Source organism: Neorhizobium sp. T6_25 (genome assembly GCF_002968555.1).
GTDB lineage: Bacteria > Pseudomonadota > Alphaproteobacteria > Rhizobiales > Rhizobiaceae > Neorhizobium.
Genome location: NZ_PVBL01000007.1, coordinates 162,613 through 176,578 on the forward strand (window position 1 = coordinate 162,613; position 13,966 = coordinate 176,578).

The window sequence follows — 13,966 nt, forward strand, 5'->3', positions numbered from 1 at the left end:
AGCGACCGCCGGGAAAGAAAATGGCTGCGGCGTTTTTGCACGGCTAGTTGCGATCCGCTGATATATCTTCACAAAATCAGGAAGGTGAATCGGTCTATGCAATCGCATGGATGCGGCTGCAACCAAAGGTGATTTTGCGGCGCACAAATCAGCCTTGACTTTTATCGGCTCGCCGCTTTCTATCAGCGCATCCGAATAGAACAAAGGGACCGGCGATGTTCAATTTCGATGAGGCCAACAAGAAGAGCAAGGAAGCGATGGACGGAATGCTGAAGAGCTATTCCGAGATCGCCAAGGGTTATCAGGCGATTGCCACCGAAGCGACCGACTATTCCAAGAAGTCCTTCCAGGACATGACGGGTTTCGTGGAGGCGCTCGCTTCCACCCGCAGCGTCGAAGCGGCGTTCGAACTCCAGACCAATTATGTAAAGTCGGCTTACGAGAGCTTCATTGCCGAGTCGACCAAGATTACCGACATGTATGCCGATCTCGCCAAGACGGCCTACAAGCCCTACGAAGCGCCGGTCGCCAAGTCGACCGCCGTGGTGACCGCAAACGCCGCGTAACGCGCATAGCGGCCCCCAAAGCGACGCCTTCACCATAGAAGGCCGGCGGCGTTCAGCGCTGCCGGCCTTTTTGATTCATGCCAATGCGGAAATACGCGACTTTCGGCATGTTCCATCGTCTCTTTAGCGGAATAGTGATTGCGTGGCCGCAAAGGGGGCTTAAAATCCGCGTTCAATGAACTAAGTTAGGAAGACTAAAGTCCGGCCGTTCGGCCATTCGGACGAACCCGCCGGATGACTGGGGAATGAATGAAGATGATCGCACTGCCGATCTTGATGCAAGCTGAAAAGGGTGGCGACGGAGACAACGCAAATCGCGGTACCTCGGTCATCACGCGCACGAAGCCGAAAACAAAGAAGCCCAACCTCTACCGCGTACTGCTGCTGAATGACGATTATACGCCGATGGAGTTCGTCATCCACATTCTGGAACGTTTCTTTCAGAAGGACAGGGAGGCAGCGACGCGTATCATGCTCCACGTCCACAATCACGGCGTGGGGGAATGCGGAATATTTACATACGAAGTAGCGGAAACCAAAGTGTCCCAGGTCATGGACTTCGCCCGGCAACACCAGCATCCGCTGCAATGTGTCATGGAAAAGAAGTGAGGAACCCGACGTGCCAACATTTTCGCCTAGTCTAGAAAAGGCGCTGCATCAGGCACTGACCTTTGCCAACGAGCGGCATCACGAATATGCCACGCTCGAGCACCTGCTTTTGGCGTTGATCGACGATGCCGACGCAGCCGCGGTCATGGGCGCTTGTAACGTCAATTTGGAAACGCTGCGCAAGACCGTCACCGACTATGTCGATAATGAACTTGCCAACCTGATCACCGGTTACGACGAGGATTCCAAGCCGACCTCCGGCTTCCAGCGCGTCATCCAGCGCGCCGTCATCCACGTCCAGTCCTCGGGCCGCGAGGAAGTGACTGGCGCCAACGTTCTCGTCGCGATCTTCGCGGAACGGGAAAGCCATGCGGCGTTTTTCCTGCAGGAGCAGGAAATGACCCGCTACGACGCGGTCAACTACATTTCTCACGGCATCGGCAAGCGCGCGGGCACCTCCCAGACCCGCACGCCGCGCGGCGCCGAGGACAGCGAGCCGGAAGCCAAGCCCTCCGCCCGCGACCAGGAGGAAGGTTCCGCCAAGAAACCGCAGGATGCCCTCAAGGCCTATTGCGTCAACCTGAACGAAAAGGCCCGCGATGGCCGGATCGACCCGCTGATCGGCCGCCATGCCGAAGTCAACCGCACGATCCAGATCCTGTGCCGCCGTTCCAAGAACAACCCGCTCTACGTGGGTGATCCGGGCGTCGGCAAGACGGCGATCGCCGAAGGCCTCGCCAAGCGGATCATCGAAGGCAAGGTGCCGGAGGCGCTCGCCGACGCCACCATCTTCTCGCTCGACATGGGCACGCTCTTGGCTGGCACCCGTTATCGCGGCGATTTCGAGGAACGCCTGAAGCAGGTCGTCAAGGAACTCGAAGAGTATCCGGGTGCGGTTCTGTTCATCGACGAGATCCACACCGTCATCGGCGCCGGGGCCACCTCCGGCGGCGCGATGGATGCCTCGAACCTGTTGAAGCCGGCTCTGTCTTCGGGCTCGATCCGCTGCATCGGTTCGACCACCTACAAGGAATACCGCCAGTTCTTTGAAAAGGACCGGGCTCTGGTTCGCCGCTTCCAGAAGATCGACGTCAACGAGCCGTCGATCGAGGATGCGATCGAGATTATGAAGGGCCTGAAGCCTTATTTCGAGGACTATCACAAGCTGCGTTACACCAACGAAGCGATCAAGTCGGCCGTCGAACTGTCGGCCCGCTACATCTCCGACCGCAAGCTTCCGGACAAGGCGATCGACGTGATCGACGAGACCGGTGCGGCCCAGATGCTGCTGCCGGCCTCCAAGCGCCGCAAGCTGATCACCGAGAAGGAGATCGAAGCAACGATCGCCACCATGGCGCGGATTCCGGCAAAGACCGTCTCCAAGGATGACGAGATGGTTCTCGCCAACCTGGAAAAGGAACTGCGTTCGGTCGTCTACGGCCAGGATGCGGCGATCGAAGCGCTGTCGACGGCGATCAAGCTCGCCCGTGCCGGCCTTCGCGAGCCGAACAAGCCGATCGGCTCCTACGTCTTCTCCGGCCCGACAGGCGTCGGCAAGACGGAAGTCGCCAAACAGCTGGCCGCCTCGCTCGGTGTCGAGATACTGCGCTTCGACATGTCGGAATACATGGAACGCCACACGGTCTCGCGGCTGCTCGGCGCACCTCCCGGTTATGTCGGCTTCGACCAGGGCGGTCTCCTGACCGATGGCGTCGATCAGCATCCGCACTCGGTGGTCCTGCTCGACGAAATCGAGAAGGCGCATCCGGATATCTACAATATCCTGCTGCAGGTCATGGACCACGGTTCGCTGACCGACCACAACGGCAAGAAGATCGACTTCCGCAACGTGATCCTGATCATGACGACCAATGCGGGCGCGTCGGAAATGGCCAAGGCCGCCATCGGCTTCGGTTCGTCCAAGCGCACCGGCGAGGACGAAGAGGCGATCAACCGTCTGTTCACGCCGGAATTCCGCAACCGTCTCGATGCGATCATCCCGTTCGCACCGCTGCCGACGGAGGTCATCCATCAGGTCGTGCAGAAGTTCGTCATGCAGCTCGAGACGCAGCTCTCGGAACGCAACGTCACATTCGACCTGCATCAGGACGCGATCGCCTGGCTGGCGGAAAAGGGTTATGACGAGAAGATGGGTGCCCGCCCGCTCTCGCGCGTCATCCAGGAATACATCAAGAAGCCGCTCGCCAACGAGATCCTGTTCGGCAAGCTGCGTAAGGGTGGCGTGGTTCGCGTTACCGTCGGCAAGGGCGAGGATGGCAAGGACAAGCTCATCCTCGACTCGATTTCCGAAGCGACGCCCGTGAAGCCGAAGCCGGAGGCCGAGGTGAAAGAGGCCGCCGAGGAAGCCGAGGCCAAGGTCACCAAGCCCAAGGCGCCGAAGAAGTCGGCGTCGAAGGACAAGGACGGCGGCTCGGCCCGGGCTCGCGCCATGGTCGACGCGGATGTGATCGCTTCGGAAGATGCGCCGAAGACGCCGCCGCGCAAGAGCACCACGGTGCCGCGCGTGCCGAAGAGCAAATAACAGTTTCGCATGGAACTCCTGCGATGCCGGGCTTGTCCCGGCATCGTCGTTTTGATGACGAGCCTTTTCCCATATCCGCCGGAATGCCGATGTCTCCAGACAGTGACGACCGCAACGCCCTATCCTGGTTCTTTACCGGCATGCGGGGTCTGCTCTCGCTTCCGGCCCTCATTCTCCTGACCTCGATCGTCGGTTTCAGCGCCTTTGCGCTCGAATCGGGGCTGACGCGCGCCGAGGCGGTCTTCATGTCGCTGGCGATCTGGGCGCTTCCGGCGCAGGTCATTCTGGTCGGCAGCATGGCGGGCGGCGCCAACATCGCAGCCTGTTTCCTCGCAGTCACGCTTTCCTCGATCCGCATGATGCCGATGGTCGCCTCGGTCGTCCCGGAAATGCGCACGAGGCGCACGCCGATCTGGCTGCTGCTGATCCTCTCGCATTTCATCGCCATCACGTCCTGGGTGTTCGCGATCACCACGCTGCGCAACGTGCCGCGCGAATACCGGGCGATCTATTTCGCCGGCTTTGGGGTGACTTTGACCTTGACGGGCACCCTTGTCGTCGGGGTCTTCTACGACATCGTTTCGGGCTTTCCGCCGGTCGTCGCGGGCATACTGTTCTTCCTGACGCCGGTCTATTTCAACGCTTCCATCTGGGTGAGTGCGCACCAGCCGGTGGTCAAGATCGCCTTCGTGATGGGGATGATCCTCGGCCCGACGCTGGCGCTGGTGACCCCGCAATTCGACGTGCTTTGCGCCGGCGTCGGTGGCGGAACTGTGGCCTATCTGATCGACAGGGCGCGCCGGAAGAGAAAGCGCGTCGGGCAGGAGGCCAGGCGATGATTGCCGAATACTGGACCTTCATCGTCATCGCGGTCGCCGGTTTCCTGGCGACCGATATCTGGCGCTGGCTCGGGGTTTTCACCGGCAACCGGCTGAACGAGGATTCCGAGGCGCTGTATTGGGTGAGGGCGGTGGCGACCTCGCTCGTCATGGCCGTCACCGCGAAGCTGATCGTCTTCCCGAACGGCACGCTCGCCGGCACGCCGCTCTGGCTGAGGGTCGGGGCCGCCGGCATCGGCTTTGCCGTGTTCCTGGCGACCGGCCGCAAGGTCGGCATCGGTGTGGCGGTGCCCATGGTGCTTTTGGTCGCCGGTCTCTGGTGGATCGGGTTCTAATGGTCAGTTGCCCAATTCGCCGATGATCTTTTCGGCATTTGCCGCCAGCACGTCGTTATTCTCCATCTGGCCCGAATGGGGTTTCAACGGCTGTCCCTCGTAACGCGGGACGACGTGGAAATGCAGATGGTAAACCGTCTGTCCGGCGGCGGGTTCGTTGAATTGGATGACCGTGATTCCGTCCGCTTCGAAAGCCTCTTTAGCGGCCCTGGCGAGCTTCTGCACCACCGGGATCACCTTCGAAAGCACAGCAGGATCGGCATCGAGGATGTTGCGCGATGGGGCTTTCGGGACCACCAGAAGGTGACCGTGCGATTGCGGCATGACATCCATGAAGGCAAGGGTATCGTCGTCCTCGTAGACCCGGTGGCACGGGATCTCGCCGCGCAGGATTTTTCCGAAGATGTTGTTGCTGTCGTAAGCCTGTCCGCTCATCGTGATGTCCTCTCCTTAGTTTTGCCGGCCCGATCTTTCCGAGCTCTAGTCCTGTTCCTGCTGGCGCTCGCCCTTGCGGAAAGGGCTGTGCTCGGCGAGATATTCCGTCATCTGCTCCACGTCTTCGCGCTCGTGCTCCAGATAGTCGGCGATCGCGCGCCTCAGTCCCGCATGGGCGATATAGTGCATCGAATGGGTGGTGACAGGCAGGTAACCGCGCGCCAGCTTGTGTTCCCCTTGCGCGCCCGCTTCGACCCGCTTCAAGCCCTTGGCGAGCGCGAAATCGATCGCCTGGTGGTAGCAGACCTCGAAATGCAGGAAGGGGTGGTCCTCGATACAGCCCCAGTGGCGGCCATAAAGCGCGTCCCCGCCGATGAAGTTGATCGCGCCGGCGACGTATTTTCCCTCGCGTTTGGCCATCACCAGCAGGATGTCCTCGGGCATGCGCTCGCCGATCAGCGAATAGAACGCCCGGGTGAGATAGGGACGGCCCCATTTGCGGCCGCCGGTATCCATGTAGAAGGTGAAGAACTGGTCCCAGATGTCCTCTGTAAGGTCCTTGCCGGTCAGCCAGTCGATCGTAATGCCGTTTTCCAGGGCTGAACGCCGTTCCTTCTTCAGCGCCTTGCGCTTACGGGACGCGAGCGTTTCGAGGAACGCGTCGTGGTTCGCATAACCCTCGTTGATGAAATGGAACTGCTTGTCGGTGCGGTGCAGGTAATCGGCCTCCTCGAAGGCTGCGACCTGGTCTTCCGCCACGAAGGTCACGTGCGCGGACGAGATGCCGAGCTGGCGTGTCACCTCCTGGAGACCTGCGGCGAGCGTCAGCTCCGTCGAAACCCGGTCGTAACCTTCGGAAACCAGCAGCCGCGGTCCGCTCGCCGGCGTGAACGGCACGGTGCATTGCAGCTTCGGATAATAACGCCCGCCGGCGCGCTCGAAAGCGTCGGCCCAGCCGTGGTCGAAGACATATTCGCCCTGGCTGTGGCTTTTCAGATAACCGGGGACCGCGCCGATCAGCGTGCCCTTGTCGTCTTCGAGAAGCAGATGGTGGCCGAGCCAGCCGGTCTTGGCGGTGGCCGAGCCCGATTCCTCCAGCGCCGAGAGAAAGGCGTGCGACAGGAACGGATTGTAGGGCACGTCCGAAGAGGACGACTTGGAGGTGCCCGAAAGGCGCGACCAGCTTGCCGGCCTGATCGCGCAGAAGGACTTTTCGATGCGGATGGTAAGATTACCGGTCATACTCTGCTTTACAGGGAGGGGGAGGTTGCCTCCCGCGGATCAAAACCTTCGAAGGTCATCTGGTCCGCATATTTATAGGTATGTTCGCGGCCGTTTGCATCCCTCACGGTCCAGGTAATGACCGGAATTCCAGTCGCTCTCTGGGCTGTGACGAACGTGTTCGGCAGGTGGGGGTAGTGGTAGGAAATGAAGTCGAGGCCCAGTTGCATGGCCTCGTCGTGTTCGAAAAATTCCTCCGGCTTGTCGCCCATCGCCGTCAGGCCGAGCGGGTAGGGCGAACCGGCCGTCTTGAGATCGCGCAGAATGTGATAGTCGAAGCTCATCAGCGCCACCTTGCCCTGATAACCTTCGAGAACTTCGAGCACCGCCTCGGCGAACCCGTCGTCCTCGCCGTCGCCTTCGCGCCCCTTGATCTCGATGACCAGAGGCACCTTGCCGGCGACGAGCGCGAGCATCTGCTTCAGGGTCGGGACCTTGTCCTGGGTAGCCCCGACCGCGAGCATGCCGAGTTCGGCCGAGGTCTTTTCGCGGATATCGCCCTTGATGCCGCAGAGCCGCTCGAGGTCGTGATCGTGAAAGACCACCGGAACGCTGTCGGCGGCAAGCTGCACGTCGCATTCGATCGCAAAGCCGGCTTCCACCGCGCGGGAAAAGGCAGACAGCGTGTTTTCCCAGACCTGGTGGTTCATGTCGTGAAAGCCGCGATGGGCGACCGGGAGGTCCTTGATCCAGGATGCGGAGGTCATGCTTCGATCTCGATGATGGCGTCGATTTCGACGGAGGCGTTGAGGGGCAGGCAGGCCATGCCGACGGCGGCGCGGGCATGTTTGCCGGCGTCGCCGAGCACGTTGGCGATCAGGTTGGAGGCGCCGTTGATGACGAGGTGCTGCTCGACGAAATCAGGTGTCGAAGCGACGAAGCCGTTGAGCTTCAAGATGCGTCGGATCCTGCCGAGATCGCCCCCGAGTGCAGCCTTCGCCTGGGCGAGGATGTTGATGGCGCAGAGTTCCGCTGCCCGTTGCGCTGCCGGCAAATCCACATCGCGTCCGACAAGACCGGTTACCGCGACCTTGCCCCCTTCGATCGGCAATTGGCCGGAAAGATAAAGGGTATTGCCGCTGATCGTATATGGCACGTAATTGGCGGCGGGTGCTGCCGCGACGGGGAGTTCGATCCCCAATTCTTGCAGGCGGCCTTCGATGGCTTCGGTCATTTTCGACTCCCGTTTTGTTGTAAATTCTTCAAAAATCCTGCATCAAGGCCTTAGCTTGGTCAGATGGCGTTCTTATAACATCACCAACTGAGTCCAACAGGAGAATGTGAATGTTGCGAATGAGCCTCGGGGTGATCCTTGCCGGCGGTCTGAGCCTTGTGGCTGCCACCTCCGCGGACGCGAATACCGACGCTGCTGCCCGGCTGCTCGTCCCGCATCGCGCCATTTACGACCTGAAGCTCAAGAATGCCTCCGAACGTTCCGGCATCGAAGGCATGTTCGGCCGCATGGTCTATGAATTCACCGGCTCGGCCTGCACCGGTTTTTCCACCAATTTCCGACTGGTCACCAAGATCAGCACGGGCGAGGAGACGCGCCTCAGCGATCAGCAGACCACCACCTTCGAGGACATGGCCGCAAACCAGTTCCATTTCGAGACCAAGTCCTTCACCGACGAGCAGCTCGACAAGCAGCTGAGCGGCGACGCGTCGATCGTCGACAAGGGCATCAAGGTGGAAATCACCCAGCCCGACGGCCGTGAGATCGAGTTGCCGTCGAGCGATTTTCCGACCAGCCATATGCTCGACGTCATCGCGAATGCCAAGCAGGGCAAGAGTTTCTTCGAGGCGCGGGTCTTCGACGGCTCGGAAAACGGCGACCAGGCGCTGCTGACCACGACGGTGATCGGCAAGTCGCAGACCGCGCAGAAGGACGATGTCGATGCCGACAAGGCCGGCGAGTTTGCAAAGTCTTCCTTCTGGCCGGTGACGATCGCCTATTTCAACGAGAATGCGGTCGGCGACCCGACCCCGGTCTACAACATGTCGTTCAAGCTCTACGAAAACGGCATCACCCGCGATCTCACCATGGACTACGGTGACTTCGTGCTGTCGGGCAGCCTCGCCAAGCTGGAGCTCCTGAAGCCGCAGCAGGACCCATGCCCGGCGCCGGCGAAATAGCCGTCCGTCGCTGACTGCCGCTCACATGCCGGCACGCCGAGGTGATTTCGGCAAAGCTCTTGCTTTTGCGGCAAATCGAATGTATGGCCAGCCGCATTCCACACGTAAGGCATGGGATTGTCCGGGAGAAATCCGGACCGTTCCGCCCGGTGGCATTCTCGAAGAGGGTGCTGTTCGCCTTGCGGAGGTTCAACCGGAAAAGGATAACAAGGCATGGCATTGCCCGATTTCTCTATGCGCCAGCTTCTCGAAGCAGGCGTCCACTTCGGCCACCAGACTCACCGCTGGAACCCGAAGATGAAGCCGTATATCTTCGGCGACCGTAACAACATCCACATCATTGATCTGGCCCAGACCGTTCCGATGCTGTCGCGCGCCCTTCAGGTCGTGTCCGACACCGTCGCCCGTGGCGGCCGCGTTCTGTTCGTCGGCACCAAGCGCCAGGCGTCTGAACTGATCGCCGACTCGGCCAAGCGTTCGGCCCAGTATTACGTCAACTCCCGCTGGCTCGGCGGCATGATGACCAACTGGAAGACCATTTCGAACTCGATCCAGCGCCTGCGCAAGCTCGACGAAATCCTGAATTCGGAAGCTTCCGGCTACTCCAAGAAGGAACGCCTGAACCTCGAGCGCGAACGCGAAAAGCTGGACAAGGCTCTCGGCGGTATCCGCGACATGGGCGGCACTCCGGACCTGATGTTCATCATCGACACGAACAAGGAAAAGATCGCTATCGACGAAGCCAAGCGCCTGGGCATCCCGGTCGTCGCCATCATCGATTCGAACTGCGATCCGGACCTCATCGACTATCCGATCCCGGGCAATGACGACGCCTCGCGCGCCATCGCTCTCTACACCGACCTGATCGCCCGCGCTGCCATCGACGGCATCGCGCGCCAGCAGGGCGCTTCGGGTCGCGACATCGGCGGTTCTGCCGAAGCTCCGATCGAGCCGGCGCTCGAAGGCGAAGCTGAAGCAGAAGCTCAGGCTTAAGGGGACGGAGCGGCCTGCCGCTCCTCCTTTGTGAAATTCGATCGAGGCCAGAGATAGCGATCCCTGGCCTTGGTCGTTTCAAGGCGAGCCGCCACCGCTTGGTCGTCGAGGCGATCGCTTTCGTGATGTCTTCATCACGCTGTCACACTTCCGGGTACATTCGTCCCAAAACTTTTGAGTCCGCCGACGTTTTTCCGGCGAGAAGCACTTGAACCGACAAGAGGCAAAACAATGGCTGAAATCACCGCTGCACTGGTAAAGGAACTGCGCGAAAAGTCCGGCGCAGGCATGATGGACTGCAAGAAGGCGCTGACTGAAACGAACGGCGACATCGAAGCGGCGATCGACTGGCTGCGCGCCAAGGGCATCTCCAAGGCCGACAAGAAGTCCGGCCGCACCGCAGCCGAAGGCCTGATCGGCATCGCCAGCGCCGGCCACAGGGCCGTCGTCATCGAACTCAACTCGGAAACCGACTTCGTTGCCCGCAACGATGCCTTCCAGGACCTCGTCCGCGGCATCGCCAGCGTCGCGCTGGCGACCGACGGCTCCGTCGAGGCGATCTCGGCTGCCACCTATCCCGCTTCCGGCAAGCCGGTTGCCGACACGATCAAGGACGCTATCGCCACGATCGGCGAGAACATGACGCTGCGTCGCTCCGCCCTGCTGCAGGTCGAGCACGGCGTCGTCGCGACCTACGTCCATAACGCTGCCGGCGACGGCATCGGCAAGCTCGGCGTCCTGGTCGCCCTGAAGTCGGTCGGCGACAAGGAAGTCCTGACCTCGCTCGGCCGTCAGGTTGCCATGCACATCGCTGCCACCAACCCGCTCGCCATCCGCGCCGAAGAAGTCGACGCGACTGTGGCCGAGCGCGAGCGCAACGTGTTCATCGAGCAGTCGCGCGCTTCCGGTAAGCCGGAAGCGATCATCGAAAAGATGGTCGACGGCCGCATGCGCAAGTTCTTCGAGGAAGTTGCCCTTCTGTCGCAGGCCTTCGTCATCAACCCGGACGTGACCGTCGGCCAAGCCGTCAAGGATGCTGAAAAGCTCGCTGGCGCTTCGATCGAAGTCACCGGCATGGCCCGTCTTCTGCTCGGCGAAGGCGTCGAAAAGGAAGAATCGGATTTTGCCGCTGAAGTAGCAGCGGTCGCCAAAGGCTGATATTCGTTAGCTAAAGCTGTCGAAAGCGCAAGGGCACCGGTGACAAACCGGTGCCCTTCGTGTATCCGCAACCCGTTTGACCCTCCGCATTGCATTTCGATTTCAAGGAGCCTCCATGTCGCCTCAGCCCCTCTACAAGCGTGTCTTGCTCAAGGCCTCCGGTGAAGCTCTGATGGGCAGCCAGGGTTTCGGCATCGATGTTGCGGTTGCCGATCGGGTCGCCTCCGATATCGCCGAAGCGCGCGCCATGGGCGTCGATGTCGGCGTGGTCGTCGGCGGCGGCAACATCTTTCGCGGCGTTGCCGTGGCTTCCAAGGGCGGCGACCGGGTGACCGGCGACCACATGGGGATGCTCGGCACCGTGATCAACGCGCTGGCGCTTGCCACTTCGCTGCGCAAGCTGAACGTCGACACGGTGGTTCTGTCGGCGATCTCGATGCCGGAGATCTGCGAGAGCTTCTCGCAGCGCCAGGCGGTGCACCACATGGCACAGGGCAGGGTGGTGATCTTCGCCGGCGGCACCGGCAATCCGTTCTTCACGACCGATTCGGCGGCAGCGCTACGCGCGGCTGAAATCGGTGCGGAAGCGATCTTCAAGGGCACCCAGGTGGACGGCATCTATTCGGCCGACCCCAAGAAGGACCCGACGGCGACCCGGTTCGAGACGCTGACGCACGGCGAAGTGCTCGAAAAGGGTCTGGCGGTGATGGACGTGGCGGCGGTGGCGCTCGCTCGCGAAAACTCCATCCCGATCATTGTTTTTTCGATCCATGAGAAGGGCGGCTTCGCCCAAATCTTGACCGGCGGCGGCCGCAAGACCATCGTAGCGGACAATTGAGGCGCGGCATCGCGGGCCGCCCAGATAACATACGGGAGTAGACGGATGAGTGGAATCGACCTCAACGACATCAAGCGCCGCATGGAAGGCGCGATCAACGCGTTCAAAAGCGATATCGCGTCGCTGCGCACCGGCCGCGCCTCGGCCAATATTCTCGATCCGGTGATGGTCGAAGCCTATGGTTCGCGCGTGCCGCTCAACCAGGTGGCCAACATCACCGTGCCGGAAGCGCGTATGCTGGGCGTATCCATCTGGGACAAGTCGATGGTCAACGCCGTCGACCGGGCGATCCGCGAATCACATCTCGGCCTCAATCCGATCGTCGATGGCCAGAACCTGCGCATCCCGCTTCCCGAGCTCAACGAGGAGCGCCGCAAGTCGTTGGTCAAGGTTGCGCATGATTATGCGGAAAAGGCGAAGGTTGCTGTCCGTCACGTCCGCCGCGATGGCATGGACGGCCTGAAAAAGGCCGAAAAGGACGGCGACATCGGCCAGGACGAGAGCCGCTCGCAGTCGGAAAAAGTGCAGAAGATGACGGATGATACGATTTCCGAAGTCGACCGCTTGCTTGCGGATAAGGAAAAGGAAATCATGCAGGTCTAACTTAGGCCTGGTTTGCCGCCATATTCCGGCGGCCAAAGGAGCCGTTTAGAATATGGTGAATCCCGAGCTTGAGATCATCCCTCAACACGTTGCCATTATCATGGATGGCAATGGACGCTGGGCCAACAAGCGCGGGCTTCCTCGTACGGTCGGACACAGCAAGGGCGTCGAAGCGGTTCGCGAGACGGTGCGGGCTGCCGGCGATGCGGGCGTCAAATATCTGACGCTCTTTGCGTTTTCTTCGGAGAACTGGAGCAGGCCCGAAACCGAGGTGAGGGATCTCCTCGGTCTCCTCCGGCGCTTCATCCGCCAGGATCTGGCCGAATTGCACCGCGAGAATGTCCGCATTCGGGTGATCGGTGAACGCGAGAAGCTGCGCAGCGACATTCTTCCGCTTCTTCTCGAAGCCGAGGAAACGACGAGGTTCAACACGGCACTGACGCTGGTCATTGCCTTCAACTACGGTGCGCGCGACGAGATCGCCCGTGCGGTCGCCATGCTCGCCCGGGACGTCGAAGCCGGTGTCCTCAAGGCTTCCGAGATCGACGCGGACAAGATCAGCGCAAAGCTGGATACCGCCGGCATTCCCGATCCGGACCTCATCATCCGCACCAGCGGCGAGGAGCGGCTTTCGAATTTTCTGCTCTGGCAGGCGGCCTATTCCGAACTTGTCTTCCTGCCGGACTACTGGCCCGACTTCGATCGGAAACTCTTCTTCGACGCCCTGAAGATCTATGCCTCCCGCGACCGGCGCTTCGGCGGACTGTCGAACAAGACGATAGCGGTGGGCGGTTGATGAGCACTGAACTGAAGCGCCGCATCGCATCCGCGGTGGTTCTGGCGGCCGTTGTCCTGACGGCCACTTGGTATGGCGGCCTGGCGTTCCGCATACTGGCTGCCGCCATGGCGGTCCTGATCTATTACGAATGGTCGACGATCACGCGGGCCGCCGAGCGCGATTTTCGTGCGAACGCCTTCGGCTGGGTTGCGATTTTTCTGATCGCCATCGACCTGGTGGTCGACGAAGGTGAGCTTTCCGTGCCGATTCTCGGCGGCGCTGTAGTCACCGCCCTTCTTCTCGTGCTGCTGCGCAAGGGCAGCTGGTGGCTGCCGGGCGGCATCTTCTACGCGGGCTTGAGCGGGATCTCGCTGGCGGCGATCCGTGCCGAAGACCAGGCGGGGTTCGTGGCGACACTCTTCATCTTCGCGGTCGTCTGGGCGACCGATATCCTCGCCTATTTCGTCGGCCGCGCGCTCAAGGGGCCGAAACTTGCACCGCGCATTTCGCCCGGCAAGACCTGGTCCGGTGCGATCGGCGGCACGGTTTCTGGCGTGATCGCAAGCTCCGCCCTGACACTCGGCGTCTTTTCCCGGCTGTCGATCTGGACGGTGGCGATCGCATTTCTGCTTTCCGTTGCCAGCCAGATCGGCGACCTGTTCGAATCCTTCATCAAGCGTCGGTTCGGCGTGAAGGATTCCAGCCACCTCATTCCGGGGCATGGCGGCGTCATGGATCGCGTCGACGGCCTCGTTTTCGCCTGTTTCGCGGCGTTTCTGCTGACGCTTGTTTATACGGCCATGACGGGCCATCTTGATGTGTCGGTTGCAGGCTTCCTCTTCGGGTTTTGAGGTCT

16 protein-coding genes are annotated in these 13,966 nt (G+C 61.0%); 12 read left to right on the top strand and 4 right to left on the bottom strand.

The annotated features are described in order from the left end of the window. The first annotated feature begins 215 nt into the window (after nt 1–215). The 5 genes from C5L10_RS12015 to C5L10_RS12035 all read left to right on the top strand — a co-directional run bounded on the left by C5L10_RS12015 (nt 216) and on the right by C5L10_RS12035 (nt 4,891). Nucleotides 216–566, top strand: a complete 351-nt coding sequence (locus tag C5L10_RS12015) for a phasin family protein (protein WP_105416371.1) — start codon at nt 216–218, stop codon at nt 564–566. Between the two features lie 255 nt (nt 567–821). Further along, nucleotides 822–1,175: an ATP-dependent Clp protease adapter ClpS gene (gene clpS / locus C5L10_RS12020; protein WP_007758328.1), complete on the top strand. Its 354-nt coding sequence runs from the start codon at nt 822–824 to the stop codon at nt 1,173–1,175. A 10-nt stretch (nt 1,176–1,185) separates the two neighbouring features. Further along, entirely contained in the window at nt 1,186–3,717 is a 2,532-nt protein-coding gene (gene clpA, locus C5L10_RS12025; protein ID WP_046669275.1) for an ATP-dependent Clp protease ATP-binding subunit ClpA, read from the top strand. Between the two features lie 89 nt (nt 3,718–3,806). Then, a complete protein-coding gene (locus C5L10_RS12030; protein ID WP_105401443.1) occupies nt 3,807–4,556 on the top strand; it encodes an AzlC family ABC transporter permease in 750 nt (249 codons plus the stop codon). Continuing rightward, on the top strand, nt 4,553–4,891 hold the full coding sequence (locus tag C5L10_RS12035; RefSeq protein ID WP_105429855.1) for an AzlD domain-containing protein: 339 nt from the start codon (nt 4,553–4,555) through the stop codon (nt 4,889–4,891). The genes C5L10_RS12030 and C5L10_RS12035 overlap by 4 nt, the downstream gene beginning before the upstream one ends. Before the next feature lie 3 nt (nt 4,892–4,894). On the opposite strand, the gene C5L10_RS12040 is transcribed toward C5L10_RS12035, so the two are convergent. The 4 genes from C5L10_RS12040 to C5L10_RS12055 are packed head-to-tail and all read right to left on the bottom strand — an operon-like array spanning nt 4,895 to nt 7,781. Continuing rightward, nucleotides 4,895–5,326, bottom strand: a complete 432-nt coding sequence (locus C5L10_RS12040; protein ID WP_105429856.1) for an HIT family protein — start codon at nt 5,324–5,326, stop codon at nt 4,895–4,897. Between the two features lie 45 nt (nt 5,327–5,371). Continuing rightward, nucleotides 5,372–6,568, bottom strand: a complete 1,197-nt coding sequence (locus C5L10_RS12045; protein ID WP_105429857.1) for a GNAT family N-acetyltransferase — start codon at nt 6,566–6,568, stop codon at nt 5,372–5,374. An 8-nt stretch (nt 6,569–6,576) separates the two neighbouring features. Next, a complete protein-coding gene (locus C5L10_RS12050) occupies nt 6,577–7,314 on the bottom strand; it encodes a glycerophosphodiester phosphodiesterase (RefSeq protein WP_172717003.1) in 738 nt (245 codons plus the stop codon). After that, complete coding sequence (locus C5L10_RS12055) at nt 7,311–7,781, bottom strand: RidA family protein (RefSeq protein WP_105429858.1); 471 nt, start codon at nt 7,779–7,781, stop codon at nt 7,311–7,313. Before C5L10_RS12055 ends, C5L10_RS12050 begins: the two co-directional genes overlap by 4 nt. 110 nt (nt 7,782–7,891) lie before the next feature. Here C5L10_RS12055 and C5L10_RS12060 point away from each other — a divergent pair, with 110 nt between their 5' ends. The 7 genes from C5L10_RS12060 (at nt 7,892) to C5L10_RS12095 (ending at nt 13,961) form a co-directional block, all read left to right on the top strand. Further along, a complete protein-coding gene (locus C5L10_RS12060) occupies nt 7,892–8,740 on the top strand; it encodes a cell envelope integrity EipB family protein (RefSeq protein WP_105429859.1) in 849 nt (282 codons plus the stop codon). Between the two features lie 213 nt (nt 8,741–8,953). Next, entirely contained in the window at nt 8,954–9,733 is a 780-nt protein-coding gene (rpsB, locus tag C5L10_RS12070; protein ID WP_046669285.1) for a 30S ribosomal protein S2, read from the top strand. Between the two features lie 231 nt (nt 9,734–9,964). Beyond that, the gene (tsf, locus tag C5L10_RS12075; RefSeq protein ID WP_037087306.1) at nt 9,965–10,891 is read left to right on the top strand and encodes a translation elongation factor Ts; all 927 of its coding nucleotides are present in this window, start codon (nt 9,965–9,967) and stop codon (nt 10,889–10,891) included. 115 nt (nt 10,892–11,006) lie between these two features. Beyond that, nucleotides 11,007–11,729 carry a UMP kinase gene (gene pyrH, locus C5L10_RS12080; protein ID WP_046669286.1) on the top strand — a complete coding sequence of 241 codons (723 nt, stop codon included), beginning with the start codon at nt 11,007–11,009 and terminating at the stop codon, nt 11,727–11,729. Between the two features lie 45 nt (nt 11,730–11,774). Beyond that, nucleotides 11,775–12,332, top strand: a complete 558-nt coding sequence (gene frr, locus C5L10_RS12085) for a ribosome recycling factor (protein WP_046606279.1) — start codon at nt 11,775–11,777, stop codon at nt 12,330–12,332. A gap of 52 nt (nt 12,333–12,384) precedes the next feature. Beyond that, nucleotides 12,385–13,128: an isoprenyl transferase gene (locus tag C5L10_RS12090; protein ID WP_105429860.1), complete on the top strand. Its 744-nt coding sequence runs from the start codon at nt 12,385–12,387 to the stop codon at nt 13,126–13,128. After that, nucleotides 13,128–13,961 (top strand): phosphatidate cytidylyltransferase, encoded by an 834-nt coding sequence (locus C5L10_RS12095; protein ID WP_105429861.1) that lies wholly within the window; start codon nt 13,128–13,130, stop codon nt 13,959–13,961. The genes C5L10_RS12090 and C5L10_RS12095 overlap by 1 nt, the downstream gene beginning before the upstream one ends. Nucleotides 13,962–13,966 lie beyond the last annotated feature (5 nt).